Annotated in this window: 16 protein-coding genes and 1 pseudogene; 1 reads left to right on the top strand and 16 read right to left on the bottom strand. The window is 40.4% G+C overall.

Going from position 1 to position 24,178, the window contains the following annotated elements; translation table 11 throughout:
- Position 1 precedes the first annotated feature (1 nt).
- From asnB to CGC57_RS05615, 13 genes and pseudogenes are all read right to left on the bottom strand, one after another.
- Complete coding sequence (gene asnB / locus CGC57_RS05675; RefSeq protein WP_095898330.1) at positions 2 to 1,822, bottom strand: asparagine synthase (glutamine-hydrolyzing); 1,821 nt, start codon at positions 1,820 to 1,822, stop codon at positions 2 to 4.
- A 13-nt stretch (positions 1,823 to 1,835) separates the two neighbouring features.
- On the bottom strand, positions 1,836 to 3,047 hold the full coding sequence (locus tag CGC57_RS05670) for an MATE family efflux transporter (protein ID WP_095898329.1): 1,212 nt from the start codon (positions 3,045 to 3,047) through the stop codon (positions 1,836 to 1,838).
- Entirely contained in the window at positions 3,022 to 4,071 is a 1,050-nt protein-coding gene (locus tag CGC57_RS05665; protein WP_095898328.1) for a glycosyltransferase, read from the bottom strand. Before CGC57_RS05665 ends, CGC57_RS05670 begins: the two co-directional genes overlap by 26 nt.
- Before the next feature lie 259 nt (positions 4,072 to 4,330).
- Positions 4,331 to 4,948: pseudogene (locus CGC57_RS05660) on the bottom strand (NAD-dependent epimerase/dehydratase family protein).
- 300 nt (positions 4,949 to 5,248) lie between these two features.
- Positions 5,249 to 6,562 carry a lipopolysaccharide biosynthesis protein RfbH gene (rfbH, locus tag CGC57_RS05655; protein ID WP_095898327.1) on the bottom strand — a complete coding sequence of 438 codons (1,314 nt, stop codon included), beginning with the start codon at positions 6,560 to 6,562 and terminating at the stop codon, positions 5,249 to 5,251.
- Positions 6,563 to 6,654: 92 nt separating this feature from the next.
- Positions 6,655 to 7,725, bottom strand: a complete 1,071-nt coding sequence (gene rfbG / locus CGC57_RS05650) for a CDP-glucose 4,6-dehydratase (protein ID WP_095898326.1) — start codon at positions 7,723 to 7,725, stop codon at positions 6,655 to 6,657.
- Positions 7,716 to 8,489 carry a glucose-1-phosphate cytidylyltransferase gene (rfbF, locus tag CGC57_RS05645; protein WP_095898325.1) on the bottom strand — a complete coding sequence of 258 codons (774 nt, stop codon included), beginning with the start codon at positions 8,487 to 8,489 and terminating at the stop codon, positions 7,716 to 7,718. Before rfbF ends, rfbG begins: the two co-directional genes overlap by 10 nt.
- 58 nt (positions 8,490 to 8,547) lie before the next feature.
- Positions 8,548 to 9,525 carry a 2Fe-2S iron-sulfur cluster-binding protein gene (locus tag CGC57_RS05640; protein ID WP_095898324.1) on the bottom strand — a complete coding sequence of 326 codons (978 nt, stop codon included), beginning with the start codon at positions 9,523 to 9,525 and terminating at the stop codon, positions 8,548 to 8,550.
- On the bottom strand, positions 9,525 to 10,535 hold the full coding sequence (locus CGC57_RS05635; RefSeq protein ID WP_095898323.1) for an NAD-dependent epimerase: 1,011 nt from the start codon (positions 10,533 to 10,535) through the stop codon (positions 9,525 to 9,527). Before CGC57_RS05635 ends, CGC57_RS05640 begins: the two co-directional genes overlap by 1 nt.
- A gap of 3 nt (positions 10,536 to 10,538) precedes the next feature.
- Positions 10,539 to 11,387, bottom strand: coding sequence for an NAD-dependent epimerase/dehydratase family protein (locus CGC57_RS05630; RefSeq protein ID WP_095898322.1), 849 nt, complete (start codon positions 11,385 to 11,387; stop codon positions 10,539 to 10,541).
- Between the two features lie 10 nt (positions 11,388 to 11,397).
- A complete protein-coding gene (locus tag CGC57_RS05625) occupies positions 11,398 to 12,717 on the bottom strand; it encodes a UDP-glucose dehydrogenase family protein (RefSeq protein ID WP_095898321.1) in 1,320 nt (439 codons plus the stop codon).
- Between the two features lie 62 nt (positions 12,718 to 12,779).
- Positions 12,780 to 14,090, bottom strand: coding sequence for a 30S ribosomal protein S12 methylthiotransferase RimO (rimO, locus tag CGC57_RS05620; protein ID WP_095898320.1), 1,311 nt, complete (start codon positions 14,088 to 14,090; stop codon positions 12,780 to 12,782).
- On the bottom strand, positions 14,072 to 14,335 hold the full coding sequence (locus CGC57_RS05615) for a hypothetical protein (protein ID WP_095898319.1): 264 nt from the start codon (positions 14,333 to 14,335) through the stop codon (positions 14,072 to 14,074). The genes rimO and CGC57_RS05615 overlap by 19 nt, the downstream gene beginning before the upstream one ends.
- Positions 14,336 to 14,468: 133 nt before the next feature.
- Here CGC57_RS05615 and CGC57_RS05610 point away from each other — a divergent pair, with 133 nt between their 5' ends.
- Complete coding sequence (locus tag CGC57_RS05610) at positions 14,469 to 15,590, top strand: glycosyltransferase family 4 protein (RefSeq protein WP_095898318.1); 1,122 nt, start codon at positions 14,469 to 14,471, stop codon at positions 15,588 to 15,590.
- A 19-nt stretch (positions 15,591 to 15,609) separates the two neighbouring features.
- Here the strand turns inward: CGC57_RS05610 and CGC57_RS05605 are convergent, their stop codons facing one another.
- The 3 genes from CGC57_RS05605 to CGC57_RS05595 form a co-directional block, all read right to left on the bottom strand.
- Positions 15,610 to 17,679: a GDSL-type esterase/lipase family protein gene (locus tag CGC57_RS05605; RefSeq protein ID WP_095898317.1), complete on the bottom strand. Its 2,070-nt coding sequence runs from the start codon at positions 17,677 to 17,679 to the stop codon at positions 15,610 to 15,612.
- Positions 17,680 to 18,018: 339 nt separating this feature from the next.
- The gene (locus tag CGC57_RS05600) at positions 18,019 to 20,085 is read right to left on the bottom strand and encodes a beta-galactosidase (RefSeq protein ID WP_095898316.1); all 2,067 of its coding nucleotides are present in this window, start codon (positions 20,083 to 20,085) and stop codon (positions 18,019 to 18,021) included.
- A 43-nt stretch (positions 20,086 to 20,128) separates the two neighbouring features.
- On the bottom strand, positions 20,129 to 24,172 hold the full coding sequence (locus tag CGC57_RS05595) for a hybrid sensor histidine kinase/response regulator transcription factor (protein WP_095898315.1): 4,044 nt from the start codon (positions 24,170 to 24,172) through the stop codon (positions 20,129 to 20,131).
- Positions 24,173 to 24,178: the final 6 nt, after the last annotated feature.

Raw genomic sequence — 24,178 nt, 5'->3', positions numbered from 1 at the left:
TTTATTTTTGTAATGAAATTTCAAACTCTTCACACCACAAGGCTAATACATACACTTTCCAAATATTGAATACATAGTTGCGCTTGCCCTGAAGATGCAAATATAATTCTTTTTTAAATTTTTCAACATCTAAATTGGGGACAGAGTAAAGGAAAGTATCATTTAACTTTTGTAATACATCAGCTTTCAATTCATTGCGTAACCATTTCTCTAATGGAATAGAAAAACCTTTTTTAGGTTGAGTGAATACTTCTCTCGGAATATATTCTTCCAAAATATCCTTCAATATTCGTTTTGTTATCCCATCTTTATAACGATATGATATAGGCAGTGTTCTGGCAAATTCTATAATTCTATAATCTAAAAATGGACTGCGTGATTCTACCGAAAATGCCATACTTGCTCTATCTACCTTTACATTGCTATCATTTTCTAACCACAATTTAATATTCAAATCAGCGGCACGTTGCAAAGCATCTTTTGAATGATGTTTAAAACTGCTATAATGCTTGTCTAACCACCTCAAGTCTCTTTTTTTGTTAATTGTATCTAATGAGATATAAAACTTCACAGCTAATTCATTCTCATCTTTTGAGTTTAGTATTTCCCTAATAGTATGAGGCATTGAACCTGTAAACCAATGAAAAGGAACTTTACTTAGCAGTTTGCGTATAGGGTAAGGTATCCAAGATAGCTTTCTAAACTTATCAATAATCACAAAGTGTGAATAGCCTATAAAACTCTCATCGCCTCCATCACCTGAAAGAGCTACTGTTACCTCTTGTTTTGTTATTTTGTTAAGTAATAACGATGGTAATGCTGAACTATCAGCAAAAGGTTCGTCATAAGCCCTTCTAAAGTCTGCAAGCATTTCCAGAAACTGTTCAGGTTTGCAAGTAGTTTCTTTATGATGGCTGCCTATAAGTTCTGCATATTGTCTTGCAACCTTGCTTTCATCATATTGAGGGTCCTCTGAGGCAATGGTAAAGGTGTTGATGGGGTTATCAGAATTTTTAGCTGCAATGGCTGATACTAATGCTGAATCTATACCTCCTGACAAAAATGAACCTAAGGGTACATCAGACTGCATTCTTATTTTTACAGCATCTTTTATTAGTTCATGCAACTTATCCTTGGCTTCTGCATAACTCATATTGGTAAGAGTTACTGGCTGTAAATCCCAATATGTCTCTATCACTTTGGTTTTCTCGATAGTATCTATAAGCATATAATGCCCTGGTGACAGCTTATACACCTCTTCAAAAATAGTATAAGGACTGGGAATATAACCACAATCTAAATAAATAGCAATAGCTTCTTTAGAAACTGTTAATTCTTTACTGAATAAAGGACGTAACTGGCTGCATATTTCAAATTTCCCTTCTTTCCAAAAATAATAAAAAGGTTTTACTCCTACTCTATCTCTAGCACAAAATAGTTGTTTGCTTTCAGTATTATAGATAGCAAAAGCAAACATACCATTCAATTTTTTGAGAATTTCTTTCCCCCAACAGTCAAATCCTTTAATAAGTACTTCTGTATCACTAGTAGTTTCAAAATAATAGCCTTCAGACACTAATTCACTTTGTATTTGCTTATAATTGTATATTTCACCATTATAAACAATAGTGTATTTTCCAAAATTATAAGGTTGATTAGAGCGTTTTTCTAAATCTAAAATAGACAAGCGCAAATGTCCTAAAGTTACTTCATCTATTTTTTCTATCCCCATATTATTGGGGCCTCTAAAATGGATAGACCTTAGTTTGTTTTCAACTTCCTCTTCTAAATAGGGGATGTTTGTTACATAAATTCCACACATGATTAAAAAATATTTAAACGCTTTCTAATTCTTTTCTTACAACATAGCTATTATATACAAAAATAAATATTTGTGTAAGAACACTAGCCAAGGCGGCTCCCAATATGTCTATATAAGGAATGAGTAGTAAGTTGCCAACAACATTAACCCCTCCTGCAATAAAGGTAATTTTTAGTATTTTATGCTCCTTACCCATTCCCACTAAGGTGTATGAATTGACCATTGACAAAGCATTAAACATTACTGAAAATGACAATATAACTGATGCCCATACTGTTTTATCTGAGGTCACTCCATACAGAAATGGTATAATGTACCTATTAAAACACAAACAGAATAAACTAAAAAGCACTGTTATGAAAAGTATTAAAAACAGCTGTTGTTTGCGTTTTTGTAGTAAAGCTTTGTAATCATTATTTTCTATATAATTTTTAATTTCTGACAAATAGATAAAACAAAAAATTCCTATAGCTGGCATCACAAACATAGTGAGAGACATTGCTATTTTGTAATACCCTACTAATGAATCACCCATTAGATACTTGATAAGGATTGTATCTAAGTTTCCATATAGTAGTGTCATCAGCATTGTAAGCATTAATATTTTTGAATCTTTAATATAGTTCCATATTTTGTTCGTTGTTATTTTACCTAAGCTTATGTGTCTCAAATTATTCCATACAAAAAACAAGGAAACTCCCCACGACACTAATGCTAAATATAGAAATTGTATTAAAGAAGTAGGTTTAAAAGCAAACAAAGCTATTATAAGTAATCCTACAGGTAAAACATTAGGCAAAAAAACCTTATTATCCATTCTTCTTAAACGAAGTGAATATACACTTATTTGTATAAAGTTTATAAAAAGAGTAATTATATATATATATACAAGATTTATAAAATTATATCCTAAGAATAAGAAAACAGGTAAAAGTAACAAAAAAAGGACAAATGTAGCAGTTATAAAAGTTATAAGAGCTAAAAAATAATCTTTTACGATGGCATTTCTCAAATAATTGGTAAGGATTCCGCTATAGATCATACCTATAGACATGTTCATAATAGCGAGTAGGGAATTATAGCCTCCAGAGACCTCTACACCAGCAATACGCACCAAAAACATTCCCAACAAAAAACCTAAAAGCTGAGAACTGAGCTGCCCAAATACTTGATATAAGTAAGTAGGATTTTTTATATAGCTAAGAATTTTTACAAAAATTTTCATTTAATATTTCTAAGTATTTTTTAGCAAAATTTTCTTCAGAACATTCTTTAGCTTTCATCCAGCCATTTTCTCCCATTCTCTTTCTTAAAGATATATCTGTTAATAATGCAGAAAGTGATGCTATCCACTCTCCTTGATTTTCACATATAAAACCATCAGCCCCTTGTTCTACAATTTCTTTATATGATTGAATTGAGGATGCTACTACAGGTAGTTTATATGCCCAATAAGAAATAATCTTATTATAGGGTTTAGCCCTATTAAACTTCTTTGTTACATCTATAGGGGCAATAGCTATATCTGCCTCTGTCAATGTTTTTTTAAAGTTTTCTTTAGTCCATTCCTCAAAAGTAAAATTCAATCCTTTATTCTTTAAGTAAGAAATAAAGTCTTCATCTTTTTTATTATATCTGTTAGACAGTATTATAAAGGTAAAATTATGTAACTCTTGTAATGCTTTTAATGCATCTAGTACTACCTTTATTTGATGCATTGATGCGTTAGTACCTTCCCATACTATGGTAGGGACTTCATTATATGATTTTTGTATTGATAAATCATACAGCAAAGGATACTCTTCTTCAGGCACACAATCGACTATATGACTAATATTATGGTTAATACTCTTAGCTGTCTCTGCTTGCATTTTACTGCCACAAACAATCAAATCACACTTTTTAATTAGTTCTTTATGGAGAATGCTAGGATGTGTTTTATTTTTAATAAATGAGAGTAGTTGCCATATAGTTTTTCGTATGAAAGGAGGATTGATAACTCCTCCTAAATCATCTGAACGATCATATACTACATACTTACTATATTTCTTATTAATAATATTGTTAAAAATATCTGTATCATTAGGTATAGCCTGAAGTATCAAAACATCAGCACAATTAGGTTTTTTAGGATCAAACTCTTCAATTTTTATATCCTTAAATTGTCTTTTTAAAGGTAATATTCTTCTTTTATAAGTAATAAAGGCATTCTCATTACAAAAATATAATATTTTCCCTATTTCAGTCATTATGTTCTTTATTTACAAAGTTTCATACATTTTCTTCTAGACTCCTTTTAGGTTGCCACCCTAAAGAGCACAACACATTATTATCTACTTGAGGTTCCATAATCTCACCCTCTCGATAGGGGAGAGCGCCAAAATTCAACTGTGTTTGTATTGGTTTGTCTTTAAGTTTTTCTAATACCTCTTTGACAAGTATTACAAAAGTCTTTACGGGAGTGAGTACACCTATACCTACCTCTATATCATTAAAGGCTTTTAGTAGTTATGGTGCTTGTTCTAAACAAGTAAGGTAGGCACTCACTACATCGTCTATATAGATAAAATCACGCTTCTGTGAGCCTGCGGTGAGCGGGATGTTTGGTTTCTCTTGCCGAAGTTCATTCAAGATCCAAGAGGTGAATTTGTCATTACCATCTTGCTCTCCAAACATAAGCTCTAATTTTAAGTTTACAACTTGTATTTTATCAGAAGCTAATTGTAACCACTCTTCAAATTGTTTTTTTGAAAGGGCATAAGTGTTTATTTGTCTATCCAACAATGTGCCTATATTGAAAAATGTTCTAGTATTAAAGTTTATTGCTGTATTAAGCAATTTAATGCCAAACATTAAATTTGTTTCTAGTATATGTTGCATGCTCTCGCCTTTTCTACCATACATACAAGTGGTGTGGATGATAGTATCTATATACTGATCTTCAAAAGCTTTTTACAAAGGTACTTGGTCTATATCATAGCTTTTAAAAGTATGTTCAAAACCTTTTAAACGCCACATATCGGAGGTAGAGCGTTTGAGTACTACTACCTTATAGCCTTTGCTGACTAAGGTTTTTAGCAAATGACTGCCGAGGAATCCTGTTGCGCCCGTTAAAAGTATTGTCATAATTATATTGCTATTTCAAATTCTTGCTCTATGTAGGATTGAAAGCTCCCACGAAAGGCATATTTTCAGCTTGTGCTGATGGGGTTTTGCCCACGAATTTCACGAATTTGCACGAATGTTTCAGCTTGCGCTGATGGGGGGTCGCCCACGAATTTCACGAATTAACACAAATATTTCAGCTTGTGCTGATGGGGGTTCGCCTACGAATCTTACGAATTTGCACGAATGTTTCAGCTTGCGCTGATAGGGGTGATATTGTAAAGATACCCATTAATTGGTTCTTACTTATTTGTGCTAAAGTTAGAAATTTACTCCGAAATATTCCTCTAATTGTTCCGCTATGTAATCTAATTCTTCCTCACCTAAGGCGGGATAGATACCTACCCAAAAGGTTTGGTTCATTGTGATATCGGTATTAGTAAGGTCGCCTACGATGCGGTATTCTACTCCTTGGAAATAAGGTTGCTTGATGAGGTTACCAGCAAAGAGCAGGCGTGTGCCTATTCTTTGTTGGTCTAAGAAGCGGAGCAAGTCTACACGTGTAGTGCCTGATTTTTCTTTAAGGGTAATAGGAAAGCCAAACCAAGAAGGGTCACTATTTGGGGTTGCTTCTGGTAGGTATAGAAAATCAGTAAGCGTTTGGAGTCGCTCTTTGAGGTAGGTGAAATTTTTACGGCGTTTTTCTATAAACTCCTCTACGCGGTCTAACTGTGCTAAGCCACAAGCGGCTTGCATATCGCTAATTTTTAGGTTGTAACCTATATGTGAATACACATATTTATGGTCGTAACCAAAAGGCAAATCGCCGTGCTGTTGTGAGAAGCGACAGTTGCAAGTGTTATCTTTCCCAGGTGCGCAATAGCAATCACGACCCCAATCGCGGAAAGACTCAGCTATGGTTTTTAGTTCGGCATTGTTAGTAAATACTGCCCCTCCCTCGCCCATAGTGATATGATGCGCAGGGTAGAAGCTAAGTGTTGCAATATCACCAAAAGTTCCTACTTTTTGTCCGTTGTAGGTAGCACCTAAGGCATCACAGCAATCTTCTACGAGCCAAAGGTTATATTTCTCACAAAGGGCTTTTATTTTCTCTAAGTTGAAAGGATTCCCTAAAGTATGGGCGAGCATAATCGCCTTGGTTTTAGGGGTGATAGCTTGTTCTATAAGGTCGGCGTTTACATTATGTGTGTGTAGGTCGACATCTACAAATACGGGTATAGCTCCAAACTGTATAATAGGGTTCACTGTAGTAGGGAATCCTGCTGCTACGCCTATTACTTCATCACCTTTTTTGATTGCGCGGTCGCCTAATTTAGGAGAAGTGAGGGTATTGAAAGCTACTAAGTTGGCTGATGAACCTGAATTTACAGTAATGCAATATTTCACCCCTAGGAAGGCGGCTAATTTCTGTTCAAAAGCGGCGTTAAATCGTCCTGTGGTGAGCCAAGCATCTAAAGAGGCAGCTACCATATTTTGGAGTTCTTGTTCGCCGATTACTTTTCCTGAAGGAGGGATTACTGTTTTTCCTGCTTCAAAGGGTTTGGGTTTGTAAGCCTCTTGGGCATATTGGGTTACTAATTTTGCTATTTCTTCTCTAATTGTTTCTAATGACATATTTTCTTTTTTGATTATAAAAGTTTTCAGCTTGCGCTGATATTTTTTTTGCCCACGGATTGCACGAATGTTTTCAGCTTGCGCTGATGGGGTTAGGATTCCATATATCCTTTGATTTCGTAAAGGCAGTGGGTTTGCATATCTGCTCCTTGTAACCAAGAGCGATGCCAGTGGACGATTTTCTCTAAAGTATCGGCAAGTCGCCATTGAGGATGCCATTTGAGTCGGGTAGCAGCTTTGGAACAGTCGAGTTTTAAGAAATTAGCTTCGTGAGGCTGTTCGCTCTTGTCCCATTCATAATGAGCTCCTTCACCCCAAAATTGTACCATTTTCTCTAATATCCATTGTACAGGCTGGCAATCGTCGTCCTTAGGTCCAAAGTTCCAACCTTCGGCAAAGGCGTTGCCTTCATTATACAAGCGTTCGGCTAATACAAGATAGCCTGAAAGGGGTTCTAATACGTGTTGCCACGGACGCGTGGATAGTGGGTTACGGATGATTACAGGTTGTTGTTTTTCGAAAGCACGCAAGATATCGGGTATCAACCGGTCGTCAGCCCAATCGCCTCCTCCTATCACATTACCTGCACGGGCTGAGGCTACTGCTGCGGTATCGTTAGTATAAAAAAACGAACGGCGATAGGCAGAGACTACTAACTCAGCACAGCCTTTGCTATTGCTATAAGGGTCGTGTCCGCCCATAGGTTCGTTTTCACGATAGCCCCATTCCCATTCGCGGTTCTCATAACACTTATCGGTAGTGATGATTACTACTGATTTCAGGTTAGAGGCATAACGAGCTGCTTCTAAAACGTTTACCGTACCCATTACATTGGTACTATACGTATCTACAGGTTCTTTGTAGGAAAGTCGGACTAAAGGTTGGGCAGCTAAGTGTAACAGCACATCGGGATTGAAAGCACGTATGCTTTGTGATAGCTGCTGGAGGTTGCGAATGTCGCCTATTTCAGTTTGCATATTGTCACCTACTTTAGCTACTTCAAAGAGGGCGGGCTGGGTAGGAGGAGCTAATGAAAATCCTTTTACTTCGGCTCCCATCAGTTGTAGCCATAGTGATAGCCACGAACCTTTGAAGCCCGTGTGCCCTGTAACAAATACGCGTTTGCCTTTCCAAAATTGTGGGTTTACTTTTCCTATTGCCATACTTTCCAAGGAGCTTTATCGTTTTGCCATAATTCTTCTAAGAGCATTTTGTCGCGAAGGGTATCCATTGGTTGCCAAAATCCTTCGTGTTTGTAGCTCATCAGCTGTCCGTCGGCAGCTAATCCTTTGAGAGGTTCTTGTTCCCAAATTGTATTATCGTCTTTGATGCGCTCTATCACTTTAGGAGAAAGCACAAAGAAACCTCCGTTTACGAGAGCACCATCGCCTTTGGGTTTTTCTTGAAACTTCATAATCTGATTGTCTATTATATCTAAAGCTCCAAAGCGACCTGGGGGATAGACAGCTGTGAGGGTGGCTTGCTTGCCATGTGCTTTATGGAATGCCACTAATTTAGCGATATCTATATCAGATACTCCGTCGCCATAAGTAAAACAGAAAGCTTCATCGTTTTCAATGTATTGCAAAACACGTTTGAGGCGACCTCCCGTCATTGAATGTTCCCCTGTGTCAATAAGGGTAACTTTCCAAGGTTCGGCGCGTTTTTGGTGTACGTGCATCTCGTTGTTTGCCATATCGAAAGTGATATCCGATTGGTGCATAAAGTAATTGGCGAAATACTCTTTGATGATATATCCTTTGTAGCCACAACAGATGATGAACTCGTTGATACCATAGTGTGAATAGATTTTGAGGATATGCCACAAGATGGGCATTCCTCCTATTTCTACCATTGGTTTGGGACGTATGGCGGTTTCTTCACTGAGGCGTGTACCAAGACCGCCTGCTAATATTACTGCTTTCATAGTGTTTTATATCGAATTATTTTTTTGACCACAAATGTTTTCAGCTTGCGCTGATGGGTTAAACAAAGGCATCGGAGAAGAAGTTTTCTTCTTTTAATCCTTGTTGGGTGAGGAGCTTTTGGGCGCTTTGTATCATCACTTCACTACCACAAGCATATACTTGTGCTTTTTGCCAATGGATAGGTTGCTGTAGCGCTATTTCTTGTACATAACCTTTAGCTCCTTGCCACTCGTCTTCGCGAGTGAGCACGGGTATATAGGTGAAATTAGATAGTGTTGTTTCGGGTTGCCAAAAGAGGTCTTCTTTTTTTCTTCCTCCCCAAAGTAACCATATTTTTTTACCTTTTACTTGCTCGGGTTGTTGTTGCCATTGATCGAGTATTGCTTTGATAGGTGCAATCCCCGTACCTGTTGCTAACAATACAATCTCTTCACAAGCGGGATTGCTGCGGTAGAAAAAGGTACCTAAAGGACCTTCCATTCGCAAAAGGTCGTTGGCTTTGGCTTCGCTAAACCAATACTGACTAAACAAACCTCCCTCATAATTGCGAATGAATAGTGTTAACTCATTATTTTCACATTGGTTATGACTGATAGAATAACTGCGTTTTTGTCCGTTTCTGATGATATCTATATATTGCCCTGCTAAAAACTGAAAATCAACTTTAGGGGGCAAGCGTAAGACTACTTCTGCTATATGTGTGGCTACGGCTGTAATGCTATTGATTTTGCAAGGTGTTACTTGTGGTTTAGGCAACGTTACTCCCAAGTCTTCTACATCTAAAACTACTTCTGATCTAGGTACTACATTACACGAGAGTACATAGCCTGCTGCTTTTTCTTCTGCGGTAAGGACTTGTTCATCTTGCAAATTCTCTACCTCACCCTCAAGTATTTTCACACGGCAACTGCTGCAACGGGCGTTGAGACAAGAGTATTCCAAAGCAATACCACTATCCAAAGCGGCTTGTAACAAAGAGGTGTTCTCTTCACAAGTGTAGGTTTTGTTGTTTTTTAGATGTATGGTATATTTCATTACTTATAATATTCTTTATACCAATTTATAAACTGTTTTATACCTTCTTCTATACTTGTAGAAGGCTTATAGTTATAGTCTTTCATTAGGTCACTTACATCAGCCCAAGTACGTTGTACATCTCCCATTTGCATAGGATACATCTCTTTTTTAGCTTCCTTGCCCATATATTTTTCAATAGTAGCTATAAAGTCCATTAACTTTACAGAATTATTATTCCCTATATTATATATTTTGTACATAGGTCTAAATTCTGTAATAGGTTTTTCTATAATAGTTACTACCCCTACTACTATATCATCAATATAGGTAAAGTCTCGCTCCATATTACCACTATTAAACACCTTTATAGGTTGATCTTGTGCAATAGCGTTAGCAAACAAGATAGGCGACATATCAGGGCGCCCCCAAGGTCCATAAACAGTAAAAAAGCGCAATCCTGTAGAGGCAAACTTATATAGATGAGTATAGGTGTATGCCATCAATTCATTACTCTTTTTAGTAGCTGCATACAAGCTTACAGGAGCATCTACTTTGTCGGTTTCAGAGAAAGGTATTTTAGCATTCATTCCATATACGCTTGAACTACTCGCATATACTAAATGTTTTACCAAAAAATGGCGGCAACATTCTAACAGATTAGCGAAGCCTACTATATTAGATTGTATATAAGTATCAGGATTTTCAATAGAATATCTCACTCCTGCTTGAGCGGCCAAATTACATACTACTTCAAACTTTTCTTTGTCAAATAACGATACTAATTGTTGTTTATCTGTAATATCTACTTTTGCAAATTGAAAAGTAGAATATAATTCGCTATTAATAAGTGTATGATCAATACATTTTTCTTTTTTAATACCTAAAAAATCTAATCGACCATATTTTAAATTTACATCATAGTAATTATTGAGATTATCAATCCCAACCACTTGATGTCCTTTTTCTAATAAAGCTTTGCAAACAAAGGCACCAATAAATCCTGCAGCTCCTGTTACTAATATTTTCACTTGTTAATCTGCTAAATTCTTTATAAACTCTTTTATATGTTTCTTAGCTTTCCAGCCAAGTTCTTCTGTTTTTTGGGTAACCACTTCGGCAGTCATTCGGTTGCCTTTGCGTTCTGGTAGCATTTGTATCTCGCCTCCAAATAGTTTAGCAATCTCCAAAACAGTATAAGTCTCAGGACTGCCAATGCCGTAGCCATCGCCTTTGCCTTTTTGTCCTACTAATAGCAGTCCATCGACGATATCGTCTATATGGGTGAAATTGCGCTGTTGGGTACCAGGACTCACTACTGTTAGTGGTTCGCCCTTTTTCATTTTCTCAGTAAAAAGGGCTATGAGAGTAGCGTATTTACCGGTGTGTATTTCTCGTTTGCCATAGACATTGTAGAAATATACAATGGCATAATTTAAATTGTACCAATTGCCATAGTTGATAATCAGTTCGGTGTTAGAGGATTTGCTCCAAGCATAAGGGCTTTGGTCTTTGCCCATTCCGCCATCGCCAAACTTAGTGCTACTGCCTGCATAGACCAGTTTGCACCTGTGTTTACGACAGAACTCTAACACTTTTAAGGTGCCTATTTTGTTGAACAAAAGGACTTTGTCTATATCCTCAAAACTTTGCTCTACTCGTGAGTATTCCCCTAGATGATATATCAAATCGGGTGTAAAATTGATCAACTCAAAAATGTGTTCGGTGCTACCTTCTATATAGGTTACACCCTCCACGTGGTTGTCCCGACTTCCGGTAAAGTAATTGTCTAACGAATAGACATCGTTTTGAGGGGCTTTGGCTAGGGCTTCACAAAGGTTTGAGCCTACAAAGCCAGCTCCTCCTGTTACTAATATTTTCATCACTCTCTTTTTAAACTCCTATTTGTATATATTCCCAACCTTTTTGGGGTAATTCAAAGGCGTTGTATTGGTTACGACCGTCAAAGATTACTTTTTCGTTTAGCAATTTAGCTATTTCATCGAAATCAGGGACGCGGAATTCTTTCCATTCGGTAAGTAAAATGAGGGCGTCAGCTCCTTTTAGGGCTTCATATTTACTCTCTACATAAGTAACTTCTACATCCTTTAAATAACATACTTTGGCTTCGTGTACTGCTTTGGGGTCATAGGCTTGCACTTTGGCACCACGTTTCACCAATTCTTTAATGATATAAATTGCAGGTGCTTCACGCATATCATCGGTTTCAGGTTTGAACGAAAGCCCCCATACAGCAAAGGTTTTACCGCTGAGGTCTTCCCCATATTTGGCAATCACTTTTTGGGCAATCACATATTTTTGTCGGTTGTTTACCTTATCGACAGACTCAATAAGTTCTGCTTTGTAGTTTACCTCTTCAGCTAGTTTTTTTAAAGCTAATACATCTTTGGGGAAACAAGAACCTCCATAACCACAACCAGGGTAAATAAAACTGTAGCCTATACGGCTATCAGAACCTATCCCGATACGCACTTTGTTCACATCGGCTCCTACACGTTCACAGATATTGGCAATCTCGTTCATAAACGATATTTTGGTAGCAAGCATTGTATTGGCGGCATATTTGGTCATTTCAGCTGAGCGGATATCCATTGTGATCATCCGTTCATTTTGCATATAAAACGGATTGTAGAGTTCTTTCATCTTCTTGAAAGCGTATTCGTTATCCGCTCCTATAACCACGCGATCGGGCTTCATAAAGTCTTCAATGGCTTTACCTTCTTTTAAGAACTCGGGATTGGAAACTATGTGAAATTTGTAATTTACTCCGCGTTTATCTAAGGCAGCTTGTACAGTAGCACGCACTTTGTCGGCTGTACCTACAGGAACGGTAGATTTATCGACTACTATGAGTTCTCCTTGCATCGTTTCGCCTATTGCTTGGGCTACTGAAAGTACATATTGCAAATCGGCAGACCCATCATCGCCCATAGGCGTTCCCACAGCAATGAAAGCAACCTCGGCATCTTTGATAGCTTCGGCTATATCAGTTGTAAAAAACAAGGTATGATGAGCTACATTGCTAAGCACCATTTCTTCCAATCCGGGTTCGTAGATGGGGATAATCCCTTGTTTGAGCTTTGCTATTTTCTCAGTATTGACATCTACGCAGGTTACTTTATTGCCCATTTCGGCAAAACAAGTGCCTGATACTAAGCCTACATAACCTGTGCCTATAACTGCTATCTTCATATATAAATTTTTATATTACAAATTTGGTGCAAAAATACGAATAATTTGTCAATTAGCAAATTTTAACAATTTGTAATGGGTTCTCCATACAAATCGTAATCTGCAGCCTCTATAATTTTAACATCAGTAAAATCGCCTATTTTCACATAGTGTTTTTTAGCGTCGATGAGTACCTCGTTGTCGACATCGGGGGAATCGTATTCGGTGCGTCCTACGAAATAATTACCTTCTTTGCGGTCGATGAGGCAACGGAAGGTTTTACCTACTTTCTCTTGGTTCAATTCCCACGATATTTGCGATTGCAATTCCATAATTTCATTGGCACGTTGTAGCTTTACTTCTTCGGGTACATCGTCGGCTAACTCGTAGGCTGTAGTATTCTCTTCGTGACTATAGGTAAAACAACCGAGGCGATCAAAACGCATTGCTTTAACAAATTCTTTAAGTGCCTGAAAATCTTCTTCGGTTTCCCCTGGGTAGCCTACAATTAGGGTTGTGCGGATTGCCATTTCGGGGACTGCCTCGCGGAATTTATTGAGGAGCTTGGTAGTCTTCTCTTGGGTGGTACCGCGTTTCATACTGGTGAGAATCTTATCGGAGATGTGTTGTAGTGGGATATCTAAATAATTACATATCTTAGGCTCGGTTTTCATCACCTCAAGCACGTCCATCGGGAAGCCTGTGGGGAAGGCGTAGTGAATGCGTATCCACTCAATGCCTTCAACTTTTACCAAGGCGCGCAATAGGTCGGCAAGAGCGCGTTTTTTATAGAGGTCTAAGCCGTAATAAGTGATATCCTGAGCGATGAGAATGAGTTCCTTCACCCCTTTGGCGGCGAGTTTTTCGGCTTCGGTTACCAAATCTTCAATGGGGGTAGAGATATGAGCGCCACGCATCAGTGGGATAGCACAAAAACTACAAGGGCGGTCGCAACCTTCGGATATTTTAAGATAGGCGTAATTTTTAGGTGTAGTGGTGAGTCGTTCGCCTATGAGTTCGTGTTTATAGTCGGCGCCGAGAACTTTGAGCAGAGCGGGCAATTCACTAGTGCCAAAATATTGATCGACATCGGGGATTTCTTTTTCTAAATCGGGTTTATAACGTTCGGAGAGACAGCCCATTACAAACACTTTATCCACTAATCCTGCTTCCTTTTGTTGTACATAGTCCAATATAGTGTTGATGCTCTCTTCTTTGGCGTTGTTGATAAATCCACAAGTGTTGATAACCACTATGTTACCTTCTTTTTCGTGTACTACTTCCTTGCCACCAGCCTTTAACTGCCCCATTAACACTTCGCTGTCATACACGTTTTTAGAGCAACCAAGGGTTACTACATTGATAGTATTCTTTTTTATTGATCTTGTTCGCATTCTTCAGTTTGTTTCAGGGTGCAAAAGTACGGATAATTTGTCAATTTGCCAATTTGCTGATTATTTGTATCTTTGCGGCGAGGTTTAGGTAAGAGATAAGAGGTAAGAGATAAGAGGTAAGAAGTAGGGATTTGCAGGGGAATGAGTTTTTGGAGTACTCTGAGGGTATCTGAGAAACGCTGATGTTTAGAAAGTCTCTCAAGGATTACACGGATAAAACAGATTATGATGGTTTTAACTCCCACGAATCTCACGAATTTTCACGAATTTCAGATTGCATAAATTCTCTATATTATTTCAATATTATCTCACGAATTGGCAGCTGGCGCTGCTGGATTTATACAGATTGTATAAAACAATATGATATTTTTTTAACGGATGAACATAGCTTTTGATGCCAAACGGGCTTTTCATAACTTTCGCGGTTTGGGTAACTACAGTCGCGACTTGATTCGTATGCTCCAAGAGCATAAGGTTGGTCGTTTGTACCTATTCAACCCTCAAAAACGCAAATTTTTAGGAGTGAAAATTGATGAAAATACTACAGAAATCATACCTCAATCTTTCTTCTGGCGCACATTAAAAAGTCTTTGGCGCAGCGTGAAAATCACTGATATAGCTAAAAAACTACCTATAGATATTTATCACGGACTTTCGGGGGAAATTCCCAAAGGTATCGCTCAGCATTTGCCGACGGTGGTGACGATTCACGATCTTATTTTTATGCGTTACCCCCAATGGTATTCGTATTTTGATAGAAAAATTCACTATAAAAAATTTCTTTACGCTGCCCAAAACGCCCAGCATATCATTGCTATTAGCGAACAGACAAAACGCGATATCATCACTTATTTGGGTGTTCCCGAAGAGAAAATTACAGTGGTATATCAGGGGTGTCACAAGGCGTTTAAAAACACTTATACTTCGGAAGAAAAAACAGCGATACGCCAAAAATACCGACTTCCTGAACGTTTTGTGCTGAATGTGGGGGCTATAGAGTCTCGCAAAAATGCTCTTGAAATAGTGAAAGCGATCGAACCTCTTGAAGATATGTCGCTCGTATTGGTAGGTAAACCCACTCAATACTACGAGGAGATAAAGAGGTATTGTGAGTTGCATAACCTCAATGAGCGTGTGCAGTTGCTCAGCGGTGTATCAATGGAAGAATTGGCGATTATCTACCAATTGGCAACTGTGTTCTGTTATCCTTCAGTGTTTGAGGGTTTTGGTATTCCTATCATAGAAGCCTTATTTTCTAAAACGCCCGTCATTACTTCTAAGGGCAGTTGTTTTCCGGAAGCTGGAGGAGTTCATTCTATTTATGTGAATTTAGACCGAGCGGCTACCGAAATACGCGAGGCTATAGTGAACATCACTACCGATGAAGCGCTGCGCACGACGATGATTACCGAGGGCTACCACTATGCACAACGCTTTACTGATGAGGCGGTGTTTCAAGAGTTGATGAAAGTTTATGATCAGGTAAGAGATAAGAGGTAAGAGATAAGAGGTAAGAATGTTAGGGTTCACTTGTGAAGGTACTGGCGGGTAAGTTGGCTTCGTTTACTAAATTGCCGTCGGTCACGGGGCTAAAGCCATAGCGCACCATTTTGGGAGTACTTACTTCTTCACTTGTCACTTTTATTGCTTCTCCTACAACTTCGGCTGTTGCCGGATAGAAAATTCCATTACCATCAGAAAGTTCAAACCCACGCAAGGTTTTACCATCGGCGGAGTGCATTCCTTGGGCATAATCAAAAGCAACCGTAGCGACTTTTCCATTGAAAGTTGCTGAACGGAACAAAGGTCCTGAAGGGAGTACTTTTCTGCCATACGTGTCGGCTAACGCCCATTGTGCTAAACGCTCACCTATGGGTTGTTTGTTTTTAGGGTGTACATCGGTGGAGTGACCATAGTCGTAAGACACTGCCATTCCGCTGTGAGGGACTACCTTCATCAATCGGCGCTGACTTTCTCTAAACCAACCCCACGACGGACGGTTGATACTCGATAGCTGCACATAATAGAAAGGTAGTTGCGAATTGTTAAACTCAGTGCGCCAACTTTTTACTAACAATGGAAACAACTTGCTATGTGCATCTTTGTTATGCGCATTGGATTCTCCTTGATACCAAATCACTCCTTTGATAGGATACTTCGCTAAGGGCAATATGCCTGCTTCAAATAGATACGCAGGCTCATAGGGGTGTCGCTGTAATTTATCGGTAGCTTTAGCGATATTCTCGCCTGCACGCTGGCGTACCCAATCCATTATAAAATCGTTTTCACGCCAATTGTTGAGGATACGCGGAAACTCATATTCCAATGTACGGCGGTCTACCCACGATTCGGTAGGCGATCCACCTACAGCATTGCAGATGAGCCCTATAGGCATATCCAAATCTTTTTGAAGGGTACGTCCAAAGTAATAGGCTACTGCCGAAAAGGCACGTACGGTTTTGGGGGTACAGACTTCCCATTGAGCGGGTTTATAGTACTGCAACACATTGATAGAATCCAAGGCAGAAAGCTCCCAAGCGTTAGCATTATCAGTGCGCCAACGGGCTTCCATATCGAACAAGCGGATGTTAGGATTTTCGGCTTGAGGGATATCTCTTTCGCCCGTTGAGGCTTGGAACATTTCAAACTCCATATTCGATTGTCCTGAACAAAGCCATACTTCACCAGCTACTACATTCTTAAAAATGCGTTTTTCCTTACCGGCAGTAATTTGCAAAGTGTAAGTTTCTTTGGCAGCAAGTGGTGCCAAGGTTACTTGCCATTTGCCATTGCTATCGGCAGTGGTGTTGAGTTGCTGTTTGCCTATTGTTACAGTGATTTTAGTGCCTGCATTGGCAATCCCGTGCAAGGGCAGCGGCTGCCCGTGTTGCAATACCATATTATCAGAATAGATTTCAGGGAGTTGCAAGCCTCCATAGTTGCCTGTAATAGCACCAAAGACTACTTGCGCCAAGATAGCTGCCCCTTGTGCATTAGGGTGTACGGCATCGGGGAGCATTTGTGGGAAGTGGTACAGCGGCTCGTGAAAGTCGATGAGCTGAGCGTTTGTTTGCTGAGCAACGAGCGCAATGGCTTGTTGTATTTCGGCGTGCCAATCGCGTGTGCCTGACTCAAAACGGTGGTGGCGATGCGATAGAGGACTCATACGTGCGATGACGATGCGCGCTTTGGGGTTTGCTTTTTTAAAAGAAGAGATAAGAGTGAGATAATCTTTTACAAAATCGTTGCGGTGGTTAGGCCAGTTACGTGGGTCGGTATCGTTGATGCCTAAGTGAATAACCACGATATCGCCTGCAAAAGCAAGGGCTTTTTTGTATTCCTCTTGTTGGATGTACGGGCGATGTCCCTTGCTGAGCAAAGTCGCTCCTGAATGACCGAAATTGCCTACCTTATAACCTTTACCCAACAAGCGTTGTAACACTGAAGGGTAGCTGTTTTGTTCGCGATTTTCGATGCCATAGCCGTAGGTAATGCTGTTGCCTACGCAAGCTACTTTGATAGTTTTTTGCTGTCCCCAACCCAAAGAGCCAAGCACTAAGGCACTGATAAAGAGGAGTTGTTTTTTCATTTGGTTGTAAATTGAATGCTATTCAATTACAAAAGTACAAATAATTAGCGAATTGGGAAATTTTATTTCCAAAGAATCATTAGAGCTTGTGTTTTTAAAAGTCTAAGTTTTGTTACCTCATAAAAGTCTTTATTTTTTATTATCTCACAAATATTCACCTGATGGTGATGTTGTTATAAGGGGGGAGTGTCTCGGAGAAACTAGGAAAATCTCGGAGGGAGAGGAGAATCTCGGAGAAACTAGGAAAATCTCGGAGGGGGATTGTTATAGAAAAGCTGCCTAAGGGTTTAGACTTTGGCAAAGTGTAGTGATGCAAAAATTGCAAATAATTAGGAAATTTTATTTCCAAAGAATCACCAACGTTTCTTCAGAGGATAGGCGGGCGGTGTTAGCTGTTGCACTTCCTCCCTTATCGGCAAAAACAACTGAAGGATTTACTCCTTTGGGGCAGCGCAATGCTACTGTGGTAGCTTGTGGGCGTTTGTTGATGAGGATAGTAAGATATTGATTGCCTTTTTGCATTGTATACATTTGCACTCCTTTTTGGTAAGTTTCAAACTGAAAAGGGACTGCCGCTTGTACTTCGGCGAGTAGCAAATGCGAAAGCGCTTCCCCTTTGCCACTGCGCAAAGCGCCCAACCCCAATAGCGATGGCAACCAAAAGGTCTCCCCCCTCACAAAGCGATGTCGCGTTGCCAACACATTATTTCCCTCTTGGACAACTATTTGTCCTTGAGTATTGTAGATGCTGCCTTTCCAAAGATGGGCGGGCAGAGGTGCGTTTTGGTAATTTATACTGAAATCGGTAGGGAGGCATTTTACTTCTTTCAGTGCGCCCCCCAATACATCTTGTAGTGGAAAGCCCGTGTGATGTAGGGCAAACATATTTTCGTCGTAGAACGCGCTGAGTCCTTCCATTATCAGTTTGCCGCCATTGCGTACAAAGTTGCGCAGAGGTTCCCAATAACGCGATGGGAGGCTTACTTGTCCTGATAAAATAATCGTTTCACCTTTGTAAGAGGGTTTGTTCCAGTTGAACTCATCAAAGCACTGAAACTGACTATTGATACCATTTTCAAGTAGGGTTTCATACATTGCAAACGCCGATTTCATAGCACCTCCGGTATTTCTGCCCTCGTAATCATTGTTGGTATTATCATTTAGTTGGGCTTTCTTTTCTACCCAAAGCGTTTCGCGGGTATAGAGGATATGAATGTTGGCTACTACGGGTTTAAATTTGCTACTATTGATTTTCTGGAGTGTTTTGGCAACTTCGGAGGCAGCAGTGAGTCGGTCGGTAGGTTGGTTTTGGAAATCTACGAGCGCCCATTCACCTGCTTCATCACCCACAGCACGCGGGTTTAAGCACCAAAACAAGATGTGTTCAGCACCATTGCCAATGCTCGTCCACAGCCATTGGGTGATTTCTTCTTTGGTAGGGCAGAAGGCTTTATAACCGCTATAAGTGTTGTTGCCCCCTTGCAATTCGGTTACCCAAAAAGGCAATTCGCCTGCTCCCGAACGTATGATAGCGCAATTAGCCCCCAAAGCTGTAGCGTATTGATTTCTGTGAAGCATAGTGTAATGCCAACTGGGGTGAGCTGAAGCGCCTAACGAACTGAGGAAGTTGCGCCAAGCGGGGAAGTTGTATTCGGCAATATTGCTGAATATTTGGTGAGAATTGACGTGTAAATAGGCGTTAGGGTCGTATTTTTTTACCTCGTTGGCAATCCATTGCAGGTACCAAGTGTTGTAGTGTAGCAAGAATTGTTGAGGGGTGAAATCTACTATTTGTGGGTAGCCTTTGCTGTTGTAGGCAGTAGGTTGTAGTGTTTTGAGCCATTCACTTTTTTGGGTATTGGCAAAGGCATCGTTAGGCACCCAACCCCCAGTGCCAGGTTCGTTCATCAGCACCCAACCATAGAGGGCAGGTGAGGTTTTGAAATGGGTTACTACTTGCTTGATATAGGCAGCAATTTCTTGTAGATGCGACTGCGAATAAGGGTGTTTAAAGCCACCTAACGAATTGTCAGGCGCAGCGGGGAAGAGCGTGCCTACAATCTTTACATTGTACCGCTCAGCTGCTTTAAAAGCCTTGTCGAACAGCGAGAAATCCCAAGTACCGTCGGGGCGCTTCATATAATTCTCAAACATACGAATGCGACAACAGTTCATTTGGTGCTCGCTGAGGAGTTTGAACCAAGTATTTATCTCCTCATCAGTTTGTCCAGGTTCGATAAACACCTGTGCACCAATGGGTGATACATAGGGTTGCGCTTTCACAGTGGTAGTGATGGAGGCAATCCCAAGGCATAAAAGGTATATACAATTTTTTAAAAACATACAAATACTTTTTTGGTGGTACATTTTATGGTGCAAAGGTAAGGTGATAAAGCATTTATCCACTTATCTTTTCTTTTATAAAACTTATCAAATTAGCTTATACATTTCATTTTTCACTTTCTCCTTTCAAATACTCTCGCGGTGAGACATTGTAGAACTTTTTGAACGAGCGACTGAAGTTCGATAGCTCTTGGTAACCCACCTTATAGGCTACTTCCGAGATGTTCAAATTACCTTGCTTCATCAGTTGGGCAGCGGCGGTCATACGTATTTGTACAATCACGTTGTAAGGGGTGGTGTTCATAATGGCTTTTACCTTTTTGAAGAGTTGGTTAGTGCTCATATTTAGGGCATCGGCGAGGGCATCGATACCAAACTCGGGGTCGCTGAGGTGTTCCATTACAATGTTATTCACTTTGTCTACAAACTCTTTTTTCCAAGGTTGCCCAATGAGTTTTTCGCGGTACACATTCAGGTTAGGGGAGGAGCTGTACTGTTCCCACAACTTCTTGCGCGAAAGCAGTATATTTTCGATGCGCTTGCTGAGGATTTTAGCCGAAAAAGGTTTGGTGATATAGTCTTCTACGCCCAAACTGTACCCCTCTACCACTTGCGATTCCTTGTCTAAGGCAGTGAGCAGAATGATAGGGATATGGTTTGTTTTTTCGTTGGCGCGCAGTTCTTTTACCATTGAAATACCATCGCGTTTAGGCATCATAATATCCGATACGATAAGGTCGGGGATGTGGGCAATAGCCAATTCTAAGCCCTCTTCGCCGTCGCGTGCCAAGAGTACGTGGAAATGCTCGCTGAGGATATGCTGTATATAATCGAGCATATCGTCGTTGTCTTCCACTACCAAAATAGTTTCTTCCTTGTCGGTTGCATTTTCTTGTGGAGTTATTTCTTTTACTGCTTGGGTAGTGTCTATCTGTTGCAAGGTGATAGACGCCTCGTCGTGGAGTTGTGGCACATCTAAAATAGGCAACAATACCGTGAAGGTAGCCCCTTGTTTTTCTTCACTTTCTACCTCTATATGCCCTTGGTGTAGGTCGACGAGGTCTTTGGTGAAGGCGAGTCCTAAGCCAGCCCCCTCGTTGTGGATTTCTTTTTGACGTTTGCCTTGCAAGAAAGCAGTAAAGAGCTGTTTTTGTTCTTCTTTGGAGATGCCAATGCCTGTATCGGCTATCTTTATTTGCAAAAACTTCTGTTGGTTTTGCACCACAGTCGCAATGAGTACCGTGATTGCGCCTTTTTCGGGGGTGTATTGGAAGGCATTTCCGATGAGATTGTAGAGAATTTTGTCTAATTTATCGGCATCAAAAGGCATCCACAAGCTGGGCATTGTACTCTTGATAGTGTATTGTATTTGTTTTTCTAAAGCCAGATAAGCAAAGGTTTCACTCACTCCTTTTACAAATTTCACCACATCGTCGTATTGCAAATTCAGCTCTAATTTGTTCTTTTCTAACTTTCTAAAATCGAGTAATTGGTTGATGAGGCGCATCAGTTTTTGGGCGTTGCGCAACATCATTGTATACTTATCTTTGTATTCCTTAGGAGAGTTCTCATCATCTACCATTTGGTTCAGCGGACCTACAATGAGCGAAAGCGGTGTTTTGAACTCGTGAGAGATATTAGAGAAAAAGTTGGTTTTCATCTCGTTGATTTCGTACATACGCTGGGCTTCCAATTGCGAGATGCGCAGGTTCTGCTTGTCTCTTTCCTTGATGGTGTAATACTTCACGATAAGCACCAATAAGCCCACCCCCAGCAAGGCGTAGAGGATATAAGCCCAAGTTGTTCGCCAAAGCGGAGGGGCTACTACTATCTTAATTGTAGTGGGTTTTTCGCTCCACACCCCGTCGTTGTTAGTGGCTTTTACTTTGAAGATGTAAGTGCCTGGGTTGAGGTTTGTATAGGTAGCGATGCGCTCAGAAGTGTCGTAAATCCAATCGCTGTCGAAACCTTCGAGCATATAGGCGTATTGGTTTTTGAAAGAAGCGCGGTAGTTCAATGCCGAAAAACGGAACGATATTACTGATTGCCAATGTTTGAGGTGAATGCTTTGGGTCTCATCTATCACCTCGCTGAGCACCCCGCCTTCTTCTGGTCGTACGGATTTGTTGAATATTTGAAAATCGGAAATTACTACTTTGGGTTGGGTTTGGTTAAGGGTAAGCTGTTGAGGATAGAAAGTATTAAAACCGTCTTTTCCTCCAATGAGCAACTCGCCGTCTTTGGCTTGTGCAAAAGCCCCTAATTGAAAGCCCGAATTTTGCAAGCCATCGTACTCGTTGAACACTTGAAACTGTTGGCTTTTTGGGGTGTATTTCAGTATTTCAGAAGGGGTACTCATCCACAGATTGCCACTGTTGTCTTCTGCCAAACCGAAAATAGGGTCGCCATAGTCGGTACCTTTACGACGAATGAGCTCAAAGCGTTCGGTTTTCTTGTCGAACTTGTGTAGCCCTCCTTTGGTGCCTATCCACAAGGTGCCGTCTTTGCTCTCGTGGATAGCCGTAATAAAGTCGTTGCTCAGGGCGTGTGTGTTGTTTTTTAGGGCTGTATAGGTGTGTTTGAGTTTTAGGTCGCGGGTGTAACAACGCAAGCCTTTTTCGGTGCCTACCCACAAAATGAGGTCTTGGTCGCGGTGAATTACGTGGGTTTTATCTTCGGGGTAGATAATGTTCTCGCTTTCAAATAGCGGGGTAAAAACACCCGTAGCGGGCTGGTAGTTGATTGCCCCCAACTCGGTAGCAAGCCAAAAGGAATTATCCCAATCTTTGGTAATTTGATAGACGTTGCGGTAGGTGTAATTCGTACCGGTAGGCACGGGAATGGGCACTTGACTAAAACTGTTGGACGAAGGATTGTACTTAATGAGGTAATTGGCGTAGTTGCCTATCCAAATATTGCCTTCGGCATCTTCACAGAAAGCCTGATAGAGCTGAGTATTGGGGTTGTAGGATTGGTTGCTAAAAGCAGTGAGTGTTTTCCTATCGGGATTGAGTTTATCAATATGGTTTAAGCCACCTATCCAGAGGTTGCCTTTGCTGTCCTTAAAGATAGCGCGCACTTGTTTTTCCGAAAGAAAATTCTTGTACCTCACCCATTTGAATTGGGCAGGGGTAGGACTAAAATAGTAAATCCCTGAGGCGGTACTCACCCACATCAGCTGACTTTTATCTCGGTAGATGTGATTCACACTTTCATTAGCGAGTTGCGGGTTTTGCAAGTCGGTAATGGAGTGAGTGTTTTTGTTGAGGAGTTTGATGCCCTCGTTGGTCTCTATCCAAATGTTGTGCTGACCGTCATCGGCTACCGAAAGCACATTCACATTGTGTGTGCAATGGGTTGCACCACACACCGCATAACGCTGGTAGTTTTTTGTTTTTTCATTTAAGCTATACAAACCACCGTGAGCTGATGATACCCAAACCGTGCCTTCAGGGTCTTTGTAGAGGTTGAAAATGTGCTTGCATACCTTCTCATCAGTGTCGTTTGTATGCCAATAAGGGTGTAGCTCAAATTGTTTTTCCTTGCGGTTAAAACGGTACACCCCGCCACCCCACGAACTGAGGATGAGCGTACCATTGGTAGCTACCATACCTGTAAGGGCGTTATTCAGAGGTTGGAAAGTGCCTTTTTCTCGAACGTCATAATGAGTAAAAACTCCTGTTTTTGGGTTGAGCATATCCAGTCCGCCGCGGTCTACGGCTATCCAAATCATACCCGCCTCGTCCTCTACTATGCCCGCTACATCGTTATAGCTGAGGCTATTACTCCCTTTTTGATGTTTGTAGGTGGTGAAGATACCCGTGCGCAGGTTCAGTTTGCTGAGTCCTTCGCCTTTTAAGCCAATCCAAAGGTTGTGCTGACTGTCTTCAAACAAACACCTGATAGAGTTCCCTGCCAGGCTGTTCTTCTGGGTGCTATTGTGCTTATACACAGTGATATCATAGCCGTCGAACTTGTGCAATCCGTCATCAGTGCCTATCCATATAAAGCCTTTTGAGTCCTGCAACATACTGGTAACCTCATTGCTTACCAATCCGTTGTGAGTGGTGATTTTGGATAGATACGCCCAGTCCTGCGCTGAGAGCAATGCAGGAAGTAACGCCCATATTATGTAGAGGAGTTTTCTCATCTTTCA

The organism is Capnocytophaga sputigena (assembly GCF_002302495.1).
Lineage (GTDB): Bacteria > Bacteroidota > Bacteroidia > Flavobacteriales > Flavobacteriaceae > Capnocytophaga > Capnocytophaga sputigena.
Note: the sequence above shows the minus strand (reverse complement) of the source record. Positions and strands in the feature narration are given on the sequence as shown.

What these genes read in the sequence shown, in the direction of transcription:
- asnB (WP_095898330.1), bottom strand. Translation starts at nt 1,822, where the DNA reads ATGTGTGGAATTTATGTAACAAACATCCCCTATTTAGAAGAGGAAGTT.
- CGC57_RS05670 (WP_095898329.1), bottom strand. Translation starts at nt 3,047, where the DNA reads ATGAAAATTTTTGTAAAAATTCTTAGCTATATAAAAAATCCTACTTAC.
- CGC57_RS05665 (WP_095898328.1), bottom strand. Translation starts at nt 4,071, where the DNA reads ATGACTGAAATAGGGAAAATATTATATTTTTGTAATGAGAATGCCTTT.
- rfbH (WP_095898327.1), bottom strand. Translation starts at nt 6,562, where the DNA reads ATGTCATTAGAAACAATTAGAGAAGAAATAGCAAAATTAGTAACCCAA.
- rfbG (WP_095898326.1), bottom strand. Translation starts at nt 7,725, where the DNA reads ATGGCAATAGGAAAAGTAAACCCACAATTTTGGAAAGGCAAACGCGTA.
- rfbF (WP_095898325.1), bottom strand. Translation starts at nt 8,489, where the DNA reads ATGAAAGCAGTAATATTAGCAGGCGGTCTTGGTACACGCCTCAGTGAA.
- CGC57_RS05640 (WP_095898324.1), bottom strand. Translation starts at nt 9,525, where the DNA reads ATGAAATATACCATACATCTAAAAAACAACAAAACCTACACTTGTGAA.
- CGC57_RS05630 (WP_095898322.1), bottom strand. Translation starts at nt 11,387, where the DNA reads ATGAAAATATTAGTAACAGGAGGAGCTGGCTTTGTAGGCTCAAACCTT.
- CGC57_RS05625 (WP_095898321.1), bottom strand. Translation starts at nt 12,717, where the DNA reads ATGAAGATAGCAGTTATAGGCACAGGTTATGTAGGCTTAGTATCAGGC.
- rimO (WP_095898320.1), bottom strand. Translation starts at nt 14,090, where the DNA reads ATGCGAACAAGATCAATAAAAAAGAATACTATCAATGTAGTAACCCTT.
- CGC57_RS05610 (WP_095898318.1), top strand. Translation starts at nt 14,469, where the DNA reads ATGAACATAGCTTTTGATGCCAAACGGGCTTTTCATAACTTTCGCGGT.
- CGC57_RS05605 (WP_095898317.1), bottom strand. Translation starts at nt 17,679, where the DNA reads ATGAAAAAACAACTCCTCTTTATCAGTGCCTTAGTGCTTGGCTCTTTG.
- CGC57_RS05595 (WP_095898315.1), bottom strand. Translation starts at nt 24,172, where the DNA reads ATGAGAAAACTCCTCTACATAATATGGGCGTTACTTCCTGCATTGCTC.